The organism is Bacillus sp. XB1, from assembly GCF_053557995.1.
Map to the genome: position 1 here is coordinate 198,142 of NZ_JBNRIL010000003.1, position 16,436 is coordinate 214,577.

14 protein-coding genes are annotated in these 16,436 nt (G+C 38.6%); 3 read left to right on the forward strand and 11 right to left on the reverse strand.

Annotated features, from left to right (window positions below; genetic code table 11):
* Window positions 1-5: 5 nt before the first annotated feature.
* From murA to spo0F, 3 genes are all read right to left on the reverse strand, one after another.
* A complete protein-coding gene (gene murA / locus ACK1U5_RS22230; RefSeq protein WP_069604708.1) occupies window positions 6-1,295 on the reverse strand; it encodes a UDP-N-acetylglucosamine 1-carboxyvinyltransferase in 1,290 nt (429 codons plus the stop codon).
* A 331-nt stretch (window positions 1,296-1,626) separates the two neighbouring features.
* Window positions 1,627-2,484 (reverse strand): class II fructose-bisphosphate aldolase, encoded by an 858-nt coding sequence (locus ACK1U5_RS22235; protein WP_001131855.1) that lies wholly within the window; start codon window positions 2,482-2,484, stop codon window positions 1,627-1,629.
* Window positions 2,485-2,694: 210 nt separating this feature from the next.
* The gene (gene spo0F / locus ACK1U5_RS22240; protein ID WP_000398594.1) at window positions 2,695-3,063 is read right to left on the reverse strand and encodes a sporulation initiation phosphotransferase Spo0F; all 369 of its coding nucleotides are present in this window, start codon (window positions 3,061-3,063) and stop codon (window positions 2,695-2,697) included.
* Window positions 3,064-3,264: 201 nt separating this feature from the next.
* On the opposite strand from spo0F, the gene ACK1U5_RS22245 reads away from it, so the two are divergent.
* Entirely contained in the window at window positions 3,265-3,789 is a 525-nt protein-coding gene (locus tag ACK1U5_RS22245; RefSeq protein ID WP_000912393.1) for a DUF2529 domain-containing protein, read from the forward strand.
* 31 nt (window positions 3,790-3,820) lie between these two features.
* On the opposite strand, the gene pyrG is transcribed toward ACK1U5_RS22245, so the two are convergent.
* From pyrG to ACK1U5_RS22285, 8 genes are all read right to left on the reverse strand, one after another.
* Window positions 3,821-5,428, reverse strand: coding sequence for a CTP synthase (gene pyrG, locus ACK1U5_RS22250; protein ID WP_000170460.1), 1,608 nt, complete (start codon window positions 5,426-5,428; stop codon window positions 3,821-3,823).
* Window positions 5,429-5,685: 257 nt separating this feature from the next.
* Window positions 5,686-6,216: a DNA-directed RNA polymerase subunit delta gene (gene rpoE, locus ACK1U5_RS22255; RefSeq protein ID WP_000346280.1), complete on the reverse strand. Its 531-nt coding sequence runs from the start codon at window positions 6,214-6,216 to the stop codon at window positions 5,686-5,688.
* Window positions 6,217-6,370: 154 nt separating this feature from the next.
* Window positions 6,371-7,000 (reverse strand): TetR/AcrR family transcriptional regulator, encoded by a 630-nt coding sequence (locus tag ACK1U5_RS22260; protein WP_000238599.1) that lies wholly within the window; start codon window positions 6,998-7,000, stop codon window positions 6,371-6,373.
* A gap of 66 nt (window positions 7,001-7,066) precedes the next feature.
* Window positions 7,067-8,206, reverse strand: coding sequence for an acyl-CoA dehydrogenase AcdA (gene acdA / locus ACK1U5_RS22265; protein WP_069604709.1), 1,140 nt, complete (start codon window positions 8,204-8,206; stop codon window positions 7,067-7,069).
* Window positions 8,207-8,227: 21 nt separating this feature from the next.
* Window positions 8,228-9,358: an acyl-CoA dehydrogenase gene (locus ACK1U5_RS22270; protein ID WP_001011165.1), complete on the reverse strand. Its 1,131-nt coding sequence runs from the start codon at window positions 9,356-9,358 to the stop codon at window positions 8,228-8,230.
* A gap of 73 nt (window positions 9,359-9,431) precedes the next feature.
* Window positions 9,432-10,283, reverse strand: a complete 852-nt coding sequence (locus ACK1U5_RS22275) for a 3-hydroxybutyryl-CoA dehydrogenase (protein ID WP_000538880.1) — start codon at window positions 10,281-10,283, stop codon at window positions 9,432-9,434.
* Window positions 10,284-10,332: 49 nt separating this feature from the next.
* Entirely contained in the window at window positions 10,333-11,616 is a 1,284-nt protein-coding gene (locus ACK1U5_RS22280; protein ID WP_002005994.1) for an acetyl-CoA C-acetyltransferase, read from the reverse strand.
* A gap of 9 nt (window positions 11,617-11,625) precedes the next feature.
* Window positions 11,626-13,737 carry a heterodisulfide reductase-related iron-sulfur binding cluster gene (locus ACK1U5_RS22285; RefSeq protein ID WP_001086776.1) on the reverse strand — a complete coding sequence of 704 codons (2,112 nt, stop codon included), beginning with the start codon at window positions 13,735-13,737 and terminating at the stop codon, window positions 11,626-11,628.
* A 445-nt stretch (window positions 13,738-14,182) separates the two neighbouring features.
* Here ACK1U5_RS22285 and cls point away from each other — a divergent pair, with 445 nt between their 5' ends.
* Window positions 14,183-15,376 (forward strand): cardiolipin synthase, encoded by a 1,194-nt coding sequence (gene cls, locus ACK1U5_RS22290; RefSeq protein WP_000966427.1) that lies wholly within the window; start codon window positions 14,183-14,185, stop codon window positions 15,374-15,376.
* Between the two features lie 32 nt (window positions 15,377-15,408).
* Window positions 15,409-16,362 (forward strand): UV DNA damage repair endonuclease UvsE, encoded by a 954-nt coding sequence (gene uvsE, locus ACK1U5_RS22295; RefSeq protein ID WP_033685829.1) that lies wholly within the window; start codon window positions 15,409-15,411, stop codon window positions 16,360-16,362.
* The last annotated feature ends 74 nt before the right edge of the window (window positions 16,363-16,436 follow it).

Genomic DNA, 16,436 nt, shown 5'->3' on the forward strand with positions numbered 1-16,436 from the left:
ATCACTTATGCGTTCTTCATTTCTTCAATTTCTTGCTTTGTCATTTGTTCTCGCCAAATGTTTGCTCCAAGCCCTTTAAGCTTGTCCACTATATTCTCATAACCTCGATCAATATGCTCCAGTCCTGTTACTTCTGTAATTCCATCTGCCATTAATCCTGCAATAACAAGTGCCGCTCCCGCTCGTAAATCACTCGCCTTCACTTTTGCACCTTGCAGTAACACAGGACCAGTTACAATTGCCGAACGACCCTCTACTTTAATTTGAGCATTCATACGACGTAATTCATCAATGTGTTTGAAACGGGCACCGTAAATCGTATCTGTTACAACTCCCGTTCCGTGCGCCTTTGTTAAAAGCGTCGTAAACGGCTGTTGTAAATCTGTTGGAAAACCTGGATATACAAGCGTTTTGATATCAACTACTTTTAACTTTCTATTACCGTTCACCGTAATTTGATCATCGTTCGTTTCAACTTGAACACCAGCTTCTCTTAGCTTTGCAGTAACTGATTCTAAATGCTGAGGAATAACATTATCAACCGTTACTTCTCCTCCTGATGCAGCTCCTAGAATCATATACGTACCAGCTTCAATACGATCTGGGATGATAGTATGGTGACAACCATGTAAAGAGTCCACACCATCTATTCGGATTACATCTGTACCAGCACCTTTAATACGTGCCCCCATGCTTGTTAACAATGTAGCTACATCAATAATCTCAGGCTCTTTCGCTGCATTTTCAATAACAGTTCTACCTTTTGCTCGTACAGCTGCTAGCATAATATTAATCGTAGCTCCTACACTAACAACATCTAAATAAATACGTGCCCCGCGTAGCTTATCTGCTCTTAAATAGATGGCACCTTGTTCATTCGTAACATGTGCACCTAGCGCTTCAAACCCTTTAATATGCTGATCAATCGGCCTCGGTCCTAAATGACATCCACCCGGAAGCCCAATAACAGCTTTTTTAAAACGGCCAAGCATTGCACCCATTAAATAATAAGAAGCGCGCAATTTTTTCACTTTTCCATTTGGCAAAGGCATTGCAACCATGTTAGAAGGATCGACTACCATCTCCTCCTCCTGTCCATAAGTTACTTTCCCTCCAATTTCCTCTAGTAAGTCTCCTAACATTTTCACGTCCGAAATATTAGGGACACCACCAATAGTTACTGGAGTATCTGCTAAAATTGTCGCTGGAATTAATGCAACGGCACTGTTCTTTGCACCACTTACTCGAATTGTTCCATTTAAAGCTCTTCCGCCTTCAATTAGCAATTTTTCCATATTGAGCTCCCTTCTTGTGAATGTATTTACTTTCTATCTTTTTATAGAAAGCTCCCCTTAAGAATCTCAATTACTCTTTCCATCCCAAAACTCAATAAATAGGAAACCATTATCTTCATTTCTCCTGTAGCACGAATAGATAAAGATCAACTATTCATCGAATGCACTTTATCAATTTAGATACGTTATCACATTTATTAATAGGAATATGCACATTATTTTCTATTTAAAAACAAAAATGATAAAATCTTTAGACTTGTTCACGCTTTCATTATACAACGAAAGGAAACCGTCTAAAAGACTAGACGGTTTCCAAAACGGAATTTTATTCTTACGCTTTACCGTTAGAACCGAATTCGCGAATTTTACCAATAACAGTTGCTTTGATAGCGTCGCGGCCAGGTCCGATAAATTTACGAGGATCGTAAACTTCTTGGTCTTTGTTTAATACTTCACGAACAGCTTTTGTAAACTCGATTTGGTTCTCAGTGTTTACGTTGATTTTTGAAGTACCTAAAGAGATAGCTTTTTCGATATCAGCAGTTGGGATACCAGTACCACCATGTAATACTAAAGGTACGCCAGTGAAGTCACGAACTTGTTCCATTTCAGCGAATCCTAAGTTAGGCTCACCTTTGTAAGGACCGTGTACAGAACCTAAAGCTGGAGCTAGGCAATCGATACCTGTTGCTTCAACAAGGTGCTTACACTCTGCTGGGTCAGCGTAAATTACGCCTTCAGCGATTACGTCGTCTTCTTGTCCGCCAACTGTTCCAAGCTCAGCTTCAACAGATACGTTACGAGCGTGTGCGTATTCTACTACTTGTTTAGTAGTTTCAACGTTTTCTTCGAATGGGTGGTGAGAAGCGTCGATCATTACAGATGTGAAACCTGCATCGATTGCTTCTTTACATTTTTCGAAGCTTGAACCATGATCAAGGTGAATCGCTACAGGAACAGTGATGTTCATTTCTTCGATTAAAGCTTTAACCATAGCTACAACTGTTTTGAAACCAGTCATATGACGAGCTGCACCCTCAGATACACCTAGGATTACAGGAGATTTTTCTTCTTCCGCAGCAGCTAAGATAGCTTGAGTCCACTCTAAGTTGTTCATGTTGAATTGACCAACTGCGTATTTTCCTTCTAGTGCTTTGTTTAGCATTTCTTTCATAGAAACTAAAGGCATGGTGAATCCTCCTAAAAAACGTTTTTTGTATCCGATAAGTTCTTATCGCTGGTAGTATGACCAGAATAAGGTAAAATATGTATATATACATACCGGACTTTTTTCTACACTCAATAGGATAACAACTTGTACTCAAAAACTCAACCGTATTCACCTGCACAATAGTCCATGTAAACGCTTTTTTCCATATTTTTTATAAAAAATTCATTTTTACGCCTCTACAGCGAGCTCATTTCTCACAGCTTGACGAATTTCATCAATATCAAATGGTTTAGCAAAATGCATTAAAGCACCTAAATCTTTTGCTTCTTGGATCATATCAAGCTCTCCATAAGCAGTCATTAAAATTACTTTAATACTCTCATCAATTTCTTTTACATGCTTTAAAATCTCTATACCATCCATACCTGGAATCTTCATATCTAACACAACTAAATCTGGATTATCTTTTTTCACGATATCTAAAGCTTGAAATCCATTTGCTGCTTGGAATGTCTGATAACCTTCTTTTTGGAACACTTCATGTAATAACACACGAATGCCATATTGATCATCAACGATTAAAATTTTCCCTTCCATAACTCCCAACCTTTCTGTGTAAGTACAAGATTTAAAGCTTCTTATATCTTAACGATTAATTTTCGCTATTCTTTGGCAAATTCCTTCCTATTCTTTCTTATTTTACCGTTTCCTATTTTGTTATGCCACCATTCAATTTCACCTTTCTAAAAAAATACACTATAATGAAAGCCGGTAAACACGTACGAAGGGAGTAACATTATGTTAAAAATTTTTTCAACTCAATTAAGTGGTTATTTCTCCAGAGTTTCTCAAAAAGAGGAAATGAATATAGAAGATAGCGCCCGTCTACTTGCTCAAGCATTAATTGGCGAAGGTTTCATTTATTTACATGGTACAAATGAAATGGAGGGTGTCGTTGCTGAAGCACTATTCGGTGCTGAACCAATGAAGCAAGCAAAACGATTATTTGAAAATGGTAAAGAAGTAGAAGTAACTTCTGCAGATCGTGTACTTCTTATTAGCCGTTTTTCAACAGATGAAGAAGTTGTAGCAATAGCAAAAAGACTACAAGCAGATGGACACTCTATTGTCGGCATTTCTGCTCTTCAAGAAGGTACGGAATCACTCGAACGATATACAGACGTACATATTGATACAAAACTGTTAAAAGGTCTTATTCCAGACGATGAAGGTAATCGCTACGGATTCCCAAGTTTAATAGTAGCTTTATTTGCTTATCACGGAATCAAATTTACAATCGATGAAATGTTAAATGAATATTAAAAAAAGCGCCTTATTTCAGGCGCTTTTTTTATTACTTGCTCTCTTTATTCGTAATAGAAGCTCTTACGAAGTCATGGAACAATGGTTGTGGACGGTTTGGACGAGAAACAAGTTCTGGGTGGAACTGTGCTGCCACGAACCAAGGGTGGTCTTTTAATTCAATGATTTCAACTAGACGGCCGTCTGGGCTTGTACCAGAGAATACAAATCCTTCTTTTTCCATATCCGGACGGAACTGATTGTTGAACTCATAACGATGACGATGACGCTCATATACAACCGGCTCATTATAAGCATTGTAAGCATTTGTTTCTTCAGCAAGCTTACATGGGTATAGACCAAGACGAAGTGTACCACCTAGGTCCTCTACATCTTTTTGTTCTGGTAATAAGTCGATGATTGCATATGGTGTGTCAGGGTTGATTTCAGAAGAGTTAGCACCTTCTAAACCTAATACATTACGTGCGAATTCGATTGATGCAAGTTGCATACCTAAGCAAATTCCTAAGAATGGAACTTTGTTTTCACGAGCATATTGAATCGCAACGATTTTACCTTCTACACCACGATCGCCGAAGCCACCTGGTACAAGGATACCATCTGTATCGCCAACTAATTCTTTTACGTTTTCTGCTGTTACATGCTCAGCATTTACCCATTTTACTTCTACATCTGTGTCGAATGAGTAACCAGCATGACGAAGTGCTTCTACAACAGAAATATAAGCATCTTGAAGTTCTACATATTTACCAACAAGAGCGATTTTTGTTTTCTTAGAAAGATTACGCACTTTGTTAACTAGCGCAGTCCACTCTGTCATATCTGCAGCTGGATTGTCTAATTTTAAGTGATCACAAACGATTTGGTCCATGTTTTGTTCTTGAAGAGATAATGGAACCGCATATAAAGTATCTGCATCGCGAGCTTCGATAACTGCTTTTGTATCGATGTCACAGAATAATGCAAGCTTGTCTTTCATATCTTGAGAAACAGGCATTTCTGTACGAACAACGATAATGTTTGGTTGAATACCTAAGCTACGAAGTTCTTTAACACTATGTTGTGTTGGTTTTGTCTTCATTTCACCCGCTGCTTTTAAGTATGGGATTAACGTACAGTGAATGTACATTACATTGTCACGACCGATGTCGCTCTTAATTTGACGGATTGCTTCTAAGAATGGTAGAGACTCGATATCACCAACAGTTCCACCGATTTCTGTAATAACAACATCCGCATTTGTTTCACGGCCAGAACGATATACGCGCTCTTTAATTTCGTTAGTAATGTGAGGAATAACTTGAACTGTTCCTCCTAAATATTCACCGCGACGCTCTTTTTGAAGAACTGAAGAGTAAATTTTACCTGTTGTTACGTTGCTGTATTTGTTTAAGTTAATGTCGATGAAACGCTCATAGTGACCAAGGTCTAAGTCAGTTTCAGCGCCATCATCTGTTACGAATACCTCACCGTGTTGGTATGGGCTCATAGTCCCTGGGTCTACGTTAATGTATGGATCAAACTTTTGAATCGTTACGTTTAAACCACGATTTTTTAAAAGTCTTCCAAGAGATGCTGCTGTAATACCTTTTCCTAAAGACGATACTACACCGCCTGTTACAAAAATATACTTAGTCATGAAAAAGCTCCCTTCTACTCTGTTGTTATATAATCACCGTTGCAAAGCGCAACGTATGTAGATAACACTGTATCCATCTTATTGTTAGACTCTTTTTATTTTCTAAACAAAAAACAAAAAAGAAAATTGCTCCCCTCATCACAAAAAGTAATAAGTAGGGAGCAATTTTCTTTTATATTTACACTTTAAAAGTATTATCGTCCTTTTTTAAAGAGCCCAAAAATGATTCTACATGGACGATAATGAAAAGTCAAGAACTACAGTTCTTCCTCTTCTTCTTCTTCAGTTTCATCATACTCAAGTTCTTCTTCAGCGAAGTCGTCGTCATCTTCGTCTAAATCATCAAGATCGTCGTCATCTCCGTCTTCTTCTTCAAGAACCTTGTCCAAATCTTCTACATCGTCTTCATCTTCACTTACGTCTGCATCGTCGAAGTCATCTTCGTCTTCTTCAATGTAGTCGTCAAAACCGTCTTCTTCAACTTTACGTTTCTTCTTCGGTTTTGGTTGAGGCAAGATTTCTTCATCAATTTGCTCATATGGGTACCAGCTGCGTAGTCCCCAACGATTTTCTCCTAAATTAATGAAACGTCCATCGATGTTTAAGTCTGTATAAAATTGTGCGATTTTCGCATTAACTTGCTCTTGAGATAGTCCCAGCACTTGAGCGATTTCTTGAACCAACTCGTTGAATGTCGTTGCTTGTTTTTTATCCCCTAAAACGCTATGTACAACTTCAATCATTGAACATTCTTTTAGCTCTTCTGGTGAATATTGCTTAAAATCCACTTATGCGGCACTTCCTTTCATCAAATATAACCTTATATATAACGGCCTGCTTAAAAAAATCCATACTATTCATTATAAACAAAAGTCGCACAAATATGCTACAAAAAAAACGGGAAACTTTTATAGGGTAGTAAAATTATAATTTGTCTGTTCCTTATTTCGGAAGCATATGGGCCCCTTGCAATACATACCTAATTTGCATTTCTGTATATTCTTCGAGCGTATACAGTTTTTGCAGCGCCCAGCGTCTAAATCCCCACATCTGTCCTTGTATAAAAATATTATGCGCAAGAAGCTGTATTTCTTTTTTATTTAATGTAAATGTTCCATTTTCCGTACACTGTTCTAAAATATTCTCGAACATTCCTACCATTTGAAACTCCTTTTCTAATACATACGGAAGTGATTCTTTCGGTAAAAAGCGTACCTCTTGATACATTATCAATACTTCTTCCTGTAATTCGTCCATCACTTTAAAGTAATTCGTTATTGCTATCTTTAAACTTTCTATACTCCCTTTTTCTGTACACACTACTTCCTCTAATCTTTCTTTTACATGTTCATATATACTATCACAAACTAAATATAAAACATCATCTTTGGTACGAATGTACTCATAAAGTGTCCCTATACTAAACCCAGCCGCTTTTGCAATCTCTCTCGTTGTTGTACGCGGAAATCCTTTTTGTTTAAACAGTTGCACCGCACCTTTAATCATTTGTTCACGTCTTAACGCAACTAATTTTTCATCTTTCACCGATGCATGCACATTATGTTTAACCATTCCCTTCACCTCTCTCTATTATTTTTTGGAAGGAAAAAGCGTAGGAAAATACCTACGCTTTCGTTCCTACTTCGTTAACATACGAGAAATTACAAGCCTCTGAATCTCTTGTGTTCCTTCATATATTTGTGTAATCTTTGCATCTCGCATATAACGCTCTACTGGATAATCTTTCGTATAACCGTAACCACCAAATACTTGCACCGCTTCAGTCGTCACCTTCATCGCTGCATCGCCTGCAAATACTTTTGACATCGCTGATTCTTTTCCATACGGAAGCCCTTCTGATTCAAGCCAAGCCGCTTGATATGTTAAAAGGCGTGCTGCTTCTACATCTGTTGCCATATCCGCAAGTTTAAAGCCAATCCCTTGCTGCGCCGCAATTGGTTTTCCAAACTGATGGCGCTCCCTTGCATATTCTACAGAAGCATCTAAAGCCCCTTGTGCAATACCAACAGCTTGCGCCGCAATACCGTTACGACCTCCATCTAATGTTTGCATCGCAACTTTAAACCCTTGCCCCTCTCCTCCAAGTAGATTCTCTACAGGAATACGGCAATCTTCAAACATAATTTCAGTCGTTGGTGAAGAGCGAATCCCTAGCTTGCTCTCCTTCTTCCCAACTGAAAATCCCGGTGTATCACTTTCTACAATAAATGCACTCGTACCGCGCTGCTTCGATTCAGGATCAGTTAGCGCAAAAACAACATAAATATCAGCAATACCACCATTAGTGATAAATATTTTTGATCCATTTAATACATAATGGTCTCCATCTCTTTTAGCAATCGTCTTCATTCCACCAGCATCCGATCCAGATCCTGGTTCCGTTAAGCCGTATGCACCAATTTTCTTCCCTTCAGCCATCGGTCGTAAAAACTTTTGCTTTTGCTCTTCCGTCCCAAATTTAAAAATTGGCCATCCCGCAAGTGAAGTATGCGCAGACAGTGTTACACCTGTTGAAGCACAAACGCGAGATAATTCTTCAATAGCGATTACGTATGCTAAGTAATCGCTTCCAATTCCGCCGTACTCTTCAGGCCATGGAATACCAGTTAAACCAAGCTCTGCCATTTGATCAAATAACTTTCGATCAAATCGCTCTTCTTCGTCACGCTCAGCTGCTGTTGGTGCCACTTCATTTTTAGCAAAATCTCGAACCATTTTTCTTATCATTTCATGCTCTTCTGATAGTTTAAAATGCATCTCCGTCTCCCCCTCGCCCTTTTATAAAGCACGGCTAATAACAAGTTTCTGTATTTCACTTGTTCCTTCATATATTTGCGTAATTTTCGCATCACGGAAAAATCGTTCTACTGGATAGTCTTTCGTATAACCGTAACCACCAAATACTTGCACCGCCTCAATCGCGACTTCAACCGCTGTCTTAGAAGCAAATAATTTCGCAATAGATGCTTCTTTACCGCATGGTAATCCTTGTGCCCTAAGAGATGCCGCTCTATATACGAGTAACCTTGCTGCCTCGACACTTGTTGCCATATCTGCAAGCTTGAAGCCAATCCCTTGCTGCGCCGCAATTGGTTTTCCGAATTGCTCACGTTCTTTCGCATAATCAATTGCACAGCCAAGCGCCGCTTCAGCAATTCCTAACGCCTGCGCACCGATTCCAATTCGCCCAACATCTAAATTCGCCATCGCCACTTTGAATCCTTGTCCTTCTTCCCCAAGTAAATTCTCAGCTGGCACTTTCATATCTTCAAAAGTAAGTTGTACTGTACGAGAACCGAGAAGTCCCATCTTATGTTCATCTTTTCCAATGATTAAACCAGGTGTATCTTTCTCTACTATAAATGCAGAAATACCACTTTTTCCTGCCTCTGGATTTGTAGAAGCGAATACAATGTATGTACTTGCTTCACCACCATTTGTAATAAACACTTTCGATCCATTAATAATATAATGATCACCTTTTTTCACAGCTCTTGATTTCAAACTCCCTGCATCTGATCCTGCATTTGGCTCTGTTAAAGCAAATGCACCTAAATATTCCCCGGTTGCAAGTTTAGAAACATATTTTTTCTTCTGTTCTTCTGTTCCGAAATATAAAATCGGATTCATTCCAACTGACGTATGTACAGCTAAAATTACACCAACTGTTGCACTTACCTTTGAGATTTCCTCAATTGCTAGAATGTAAGAAATAAAGTCCATTTCTGCCCCGCCGTATTTTGCAGGCGCTGGAATACCCATTAATCCAAGCTCACCCATCTTTTGCAAAATCGCTTTCGGGAACACCCCTTGTTCCATACTAGGAACAAAGGGGGCTATTTCCTTCTGTGCAAAATCCCGAACCATTTTCCTCATCATTTGCTGCTCTTCATTAAAACGAAAGTTCATATATTCCGCCTCCATTTGCTATATATCCTTTAAATAATTTGGTAAGACCACTATGTTGTAACAAAGGGGGCATTTATTCGTAAACGTAGAATCCACGACCTGTTTTACGCCCTAACCATCCTGCATTCACATACTTACGTAATAATGGACATGGGCGATATTTACTATCTCCTAACCCTTCATGCAACACTTCCATAATGTATAAACACGTATCTAAACCGATAAAATCAGCGAGTGTCAAAGGCCCCATCGGATGGTTCATACCAAGCTTCATGACTTCATCAATTGCTTCTTTCGTCGCTACACCTTCATATAACGTATAAATTGCTTCGTTAATCATCGGTAGTAAAATGCGGTTTGATACAAAACCTGGGAAATCATTCACTTCAACTGGTACTTTCCCAATTTTTTTCGTAATATCTTCAATTGCTTCATATACCGCATCATCGGTAGCCAAACCACGAATAATCTCAACAAGCTTCATAACTGGAACTGGATTCATAAAGTGCATACCGATTACTTTTTCCGGACGCTTCGTTACCGCTGCAATTTCTGTAATTGGCAGAGATGACGTATTCGTCGCTAAAATTGCGTGTTCTGGAGCAATTTCATCTAGATTCGCAAAGATTTTCTTTTTAATATCCATTTTCTCAACAGCTGCTTCAATAATAAGATCCGCTTCTTTCACACAATCTAAATCAAGCGTTACTGTAAGACGATTTAATGTCGCTTCCTTCTCTTCTTCCTTCATGCGTCCTTTTTCTACTTGGCGCGCTAAGTTTTTCGTAATGATAGCCATTCCTCTATCTAATTGCTCTTGCTTTAAATCTTGTACCTTCACGTCATATCCTGCCATTGCACATACTTGTGCAATTCCTGATCCCATTTGCCCTGCACCAATTACAACAATGTTTTGTACACCCATTTTTTCTTCCCCCTTAATTGTTAATAAATTTTATACCCTCGAACTTTAATTAATGGACTTCAATCATCACTGCGTCCCCTTGACCGCCACCGCTACAAATCGAAGCAATTCCAATTCCGCCGCCGCGCTGCTTAAGTGCATGGATTAGTGTAACGATAATGCGCGCTCCGCTTGCTCCAATTGGATGTCCCATCGCTACCGCGCCGCCATTTACATTCAATTTTTCCGGATCAATTCCTGCGATTTCTGTACTTGCAATTGCTACCGCTGCAAATGCTTCATTAATCTCGAATAAATCGATGTCTTCAATTTTCTTGCCTGTTTTTTCAAGCAATGCGTTAATTGCATAACCTGGCGTTCTTGGGAAATCTTTAGATTCCACTGCAATTGCTGTATGCGCCAAAATTGTCGCTAATGGCTTTCTTCCTTCTTGCTTCGCTCTGTCTTCGCTCATTAATACAAGTGCGGCACCACCATCATTTAGTCCCGGCGCATTACCAGCTGTCACCGTCGCTGTCTTATCAAATACAGGTTTTAACTTTGCTAACTTTTCAATCGTTGTATCTTCACGTGGCGCCTCATCCTTTGCAACGACAATAGGATCGCCTTTTCTTTGCGGAATCGTTACTGGCACGATTTCCTCTTCAAAACGCCCTTCTTTATGCGCTGAAACCGCACGCTGATGGCTACGATATGCCCATTCATCTTGCGCTTCGCGAGAAATTCCATCTTCCTTCGCAACTTCTCCGCCATAAACGCCCATGTGTGTACCTGAAAATGCGCATGTTAAACCGTCAGCAACGTTTAAATCAACAACTTCGTTGTTACCCATTCTGTATCCCCATCTTGCTCCGCGTAAAATGTAAGGACTGTTACTCATCGACTCCATACCGCCGGCTACAATCAGTGATTGATCGCCAGTACGAATAATCTGATCCGCTAACGTAACCGCACGAAGTCCTGATGCACAAACTTTATTCACTGTTTCCGTCTGCACTTCCCAAGGGATTCCAGCAGCCCTCGCAGCTTGGCGCGATGGAATTTGCCCCTGTCCACCTTGAATAACCGTTCCAAATATAACTTCTTCAACATCACTAGCCGCAACATTTGCTCTTTCAAGCGCTGCTTTAATTGCAATTCCTCCAAGTTCCGTCGCTTTTACATCTTTTAAAGATCCTCCAAATTTTCCAACTGGTGTTCTTGCAGCACTTAAAATAACTGTTTTACTCATGTTTCTTTCCCCCATTTCATTTTTTAACACTGAGCGCTCGCTCGGTATCCCTACGTTGAGAAGAGGTGCAATCATTGCACCTCTTTCTAAAGTTGTATACATTCTTACAAATTACATCGCTTCTTTTTTCTGTCCGATAACAGATCGTTCTAAAATCTCTGTCACATCAAGAGTTTGAACTTTCTCTTCTACCTCTTTCGCTTTCGTTCCATCACTGATCATCGTTAAGCAATATGGACAACCTGTACCAATAATCGATGGCTGTACAGCTAATGCTTGTTCTGTACGAGCAACGTTAATACGTGAACCTGTTGTTTCTTCCATCCACATTAAGCCACCACCTGCGCCACAGCACATTCCCGTTTCACGGTTACGTGCCATTTCTACAAGATTCACTCCAGGAATCGCTTTCAAAATGTCACGTGGCGCTTCATACACTTCGTTGTATCTTCCTAAATAACAGGAATCATGGTACGTAACTGTTTCTTCAATAGCGTGAACAGGCTTTAAGCGCCCTTCTTTCACCCACTGAGCTAACAATTCTGTATGATGATAGACTTCTGCTTGCAAGCCAAAGTCCGGATACTCATTTTTAAATGTGTTATAAGCATGAGGATCAATCGTAACGATCTTCTTCACTCCTGCCTTTTCAAATTCTTCGATATTCTTTGTCGCCATCTCTTGGAATACAAATTCATTTCCAAGGCGGCGTGGTGTATCTCCAGAATTCTTTTCTTTATTACCGAGAATTGCGAATGAAATGCCTGCTTCGTTCATTAACTTCGCAAACGATATCGCAATCTTCTGACTACGATTGTCGTATGATCCCATTGAACCAACCCAGAATAAATACTCGAATTCCTCCCCAGCTTTTGATTTTTCTTTTACAGTTGGAACTGTTACTTCGTCATCACCTTGGCGCCATGTTTCACGCTCTTTACGGTTCAGCCCCCACGGATTTCCTTGACGCTCGATATTTGTCATCGCGCGTTGTGCTTCCGCGTCCATTTTCCCTTCAGTCAAAACGAGATATCGACGTAAATCAATAATTTTATCAACATGCTCATTCATAACTGGGCATTGATCTTCACAGTTACGACACGTTGTACATGCCCAAATCTCTTCTTCTGTAATAACATCTCCGATTAAACTCGGATCGTAAGCGAGCGTTGTAGACGCTGATTCTTGTTGTCCTTTTCCAGCTGCCATCATCGCTAACTGATTTCCTTGTGTATTATTGAAGGCAACTACTGGAACCCACGGTGCTTTTGATGTTACCGCAGCTCCTTTATCAGTTAAATGATCGCGAAGTTTTAAAATTAAGTCCATCGGCGATAACATTTTTCCTGTTCCTGTTGCAGGACACATATTTGTACAACGGCCACACTCTACACAAGCGTATAAGTCAATAAGTTGATTTTGTCTAAAGTCTTCAATTTTACCAACACCAAATGTTTCTTGCGTTTCATCTTCAAAATCAATCTTTTCAAGCTTTCCTGGGTTTGAAAGACGACCGAAGAATACATTAGCTGGTCCTGCAATTAAATGCGCATGTTTTGATTGTGGAACATACACTAAAAACGTTAACAAAATTAGTAAATGCACCCACCAAGAAAAATAGAACACTGAAATGGCTACGGTTTCATTTATCCCGCTAAAAACGTAAGCGATTGCAGAAGCAATTGGTTCACTCCATGAAAGCTCCTCGCCATGCCATATAAGTCCCATACCGTTACCAAGTAGCACAGAAATCATTAAACCACCGATAAAGATAAGAACAAGACCTGATTTGAAGTTACGTTTTAAACGAACAAGCTTTTCTACATAACGTCTATGAAAAGCCCAAAATACTGCAATTAAAATAACAAGTGTGACAATTTCCTGGAAGAATGTAAATGCAGGGTATAGTGGTCCAAGTGGAAGATGTGATCCTGGTGCGAGTCCTTTCCAAACGAAGTCAATTGCTCCAAATTGGACAAGAATAAATCCGTAAAAGAACATAACGTGAATGATGCCGCTTTTCTTATCTTTCAGCAGCTTTTTCTGACCGAAAACATTGACCTTAAGGAGATCCCAACGCTCTTTAAAACGACGGTCAAACTCAATTTTTTTTCCTAATTGTATGTAGGCCATTCTCGTTCGTATAAGATATACAAACAAATATCCTGCATAAGCAATAACAGCAATGGCAGCCAGCCAATTAATAATCAGTAAGCTATTCATTTTTATGCTACCCCTCTCTTTGTAAGCCCTCTTTCTTTTTGAATCTTCAAAAATATATAATTTTCTGAATTATATCCCCTATCCCCATTATATAATGAGTGAGCATTCAGTCAACAGTTTTTTGTTATAGAACAACACATTTTTTCATAAAGCTGTTTATTTCGGTGAAACTATAAAGTGAAACTTTAATCAGTAGGGGCGGTTCTTCCCCCGCTGATTATTAGTTGAACCAATCGGGCTTTTACGGGCAGTTGATTTCCAAACTAACTTCTACTTATCCAACAGTTTTTGAGGTGGGAAGCTTACTGCCCGTTAAAACGGGATAAAGTGAAACTTTAACCAGTACAACATCTATCCTCTAAAGAAATTTATAATAACAGCCGTGCTACCCATATCATTTGTAACACACTGAAGGTGAAAAGAATGCGAAGGAGGGAATTCACTGATGCTCTACTTATCTCTTTTGTTAATATCCGTTGCTCTTTGGATTACAATTGACCTTTCATACGGGCGACTTCTTCATTTAAAACGAGTAAGCTCTCGCACTTTCCCTTTACGTCAAAGTGATTTTCGCCTTTATACATACGGGAAAGATTTATATGACGCTTTATTTACTGACATAAAACAAGCACAGCACCACATTCATATTTTATTCTTCATTGTAAAAAACGATAAAATCAGTCGTGAATTTTTAAAATTGTTGATTGATAAGGCTCAGGAAGGAATTGAAGTACGACTTTTACTTGATCGATTTGGCAGCCATTCTTTATCAAACGAAGCTATTCGCTCCCTGCAAAAACATGGTGTATCTTTTTCATTTTGTCATAAGGTAAAATTTCCTCTTCCTTTCTTTTCTGCCAATCAAAGAAATCATAGAAAAATTACAGTGATTGATGGGAAAACCGGCTATATCGGGGGATTTAATATTGGCGAAGAGTATCTAGGGCATAATGAACACTTAGGATTATGGCGAGACTATCATTTACGTCTTACAGGAGAAGGGGTTCAAGATTTACAAAAGCAATTTTTACATGATTGGTTTGATGATACGAAACAGAATTTATTGGATGCTTCTCTTTATTTTCCAAAACAACAACCAGGTACCATCCTGCATCAATTTATTCCGACTGATGGTGCTTATTTACAGCATACTTTTTTACATTTAATTAACGCGGCAAAAAAAGAAATCTGTATCGGTACACCATATTTCATTCCTGGAAAAAAAATTATGAATGCCTTATTAAAAGCAAGAGAAAGAGGGGTTCAAATCACAATTCTTGTTCCAGAAAAAGCTGATCACCCTCTCGTTCGGGAAGCAAAATTCCCGTACTGCCGAAAATTAATACAAGCTGGTTGCAATATTTATGCATTTCAACAAGGGTTTTTTCACGCCAAAATTATTATAGTGGACGATGATATTTGTGATATCGGAACGGCAAACTTTGATATGAGAAGTTTATATATTAATCATGAAATAAACTGCCTGTTATATAATAAACATTTCATTCAAACAGTAAAAAATAAATTCCATGAAGATCTAGAGAATGCATCCGTACTTTCCTATAGCGATGTAAACCCGCCTTCTCTTATCGATAGAGGAAAGGAATGGATTGGAACAATGTTTGCTTTCTTTTTATAGGAAAGACAATGAATAAAAGAGGTGTATCTCATATGATTATACGGTTTGGATATGTCTCACATGCAATGGCACTCTGGGACTGTTCTCCTGCCAAAACAATGACGTTTACAAGCTTTAAGAAACTTAGCAAGCAAGAACGAGAAGACAAACTGTACCATATTATAAGGCAAAATTTAGAGCACACAATACGTATCCTTCATTACAATATAGCACATGAAATCCCACTATATCGCCTATCGTCTTCCATCGTCCCACTTGCAACACATCCCGAAGTCGAGTTTGACTATATTGGGGTATTCACACCACTTTGGCATAAAATAGGGGCTTTAATTAAAGAACACAATTTACGAATAAGTTTTCATCCGAATCAATTTACGCTATTTACAAGCGACAAACCACATATTACTACTAACGCTATTACGGATATGACTTATCATTATAAAATATTGGATGCTATAGGCATTGCAGATTCTTCTTACATTAATATTCATGTAGGTGGAGCCTATGGAAATAAAGAAAAGGCAATTGAGCGCTTCCATGAAAACATAAAAAAACTTCCTACACATATAAAAAAACAAATGACTCTTGAAAACGATGATAAAACCTATACAACCGCTGAAACTTTATCAATTTGCAAAAAAGAAAATATCCCATTTGTATTTGATTATCATCATCATATGGCCAATCTTTGCGAAGAACCACTAGAAGAGTTGCTTCCTGCAATTTTTGAAACTTGGTCACATACAAATATCTCTCCTAAAGTTCACATTTCCTCCCCGAGATCGGAAAAAGAATTTAGGGCCCATGCTGAATATATCGATTTAGAGTTTATTAAGCCTTTCTTACACATTGCGAAAAAAAACAATCATAATTTCGATATTATGATTGAAAGTAAACAAAAAGACTTAGCACTATTCCAATTAATAGATGAACTTTCTGCTATAAGAGGAATGAAAAGAATAGGTGGTGCAAAGTTACAGTGGTAAATTGTAACTTTGCACCATTTTTTCAAAAAAGTAATTTTTATAGTAAAAAATATTCTATTTTATATGCTATTATT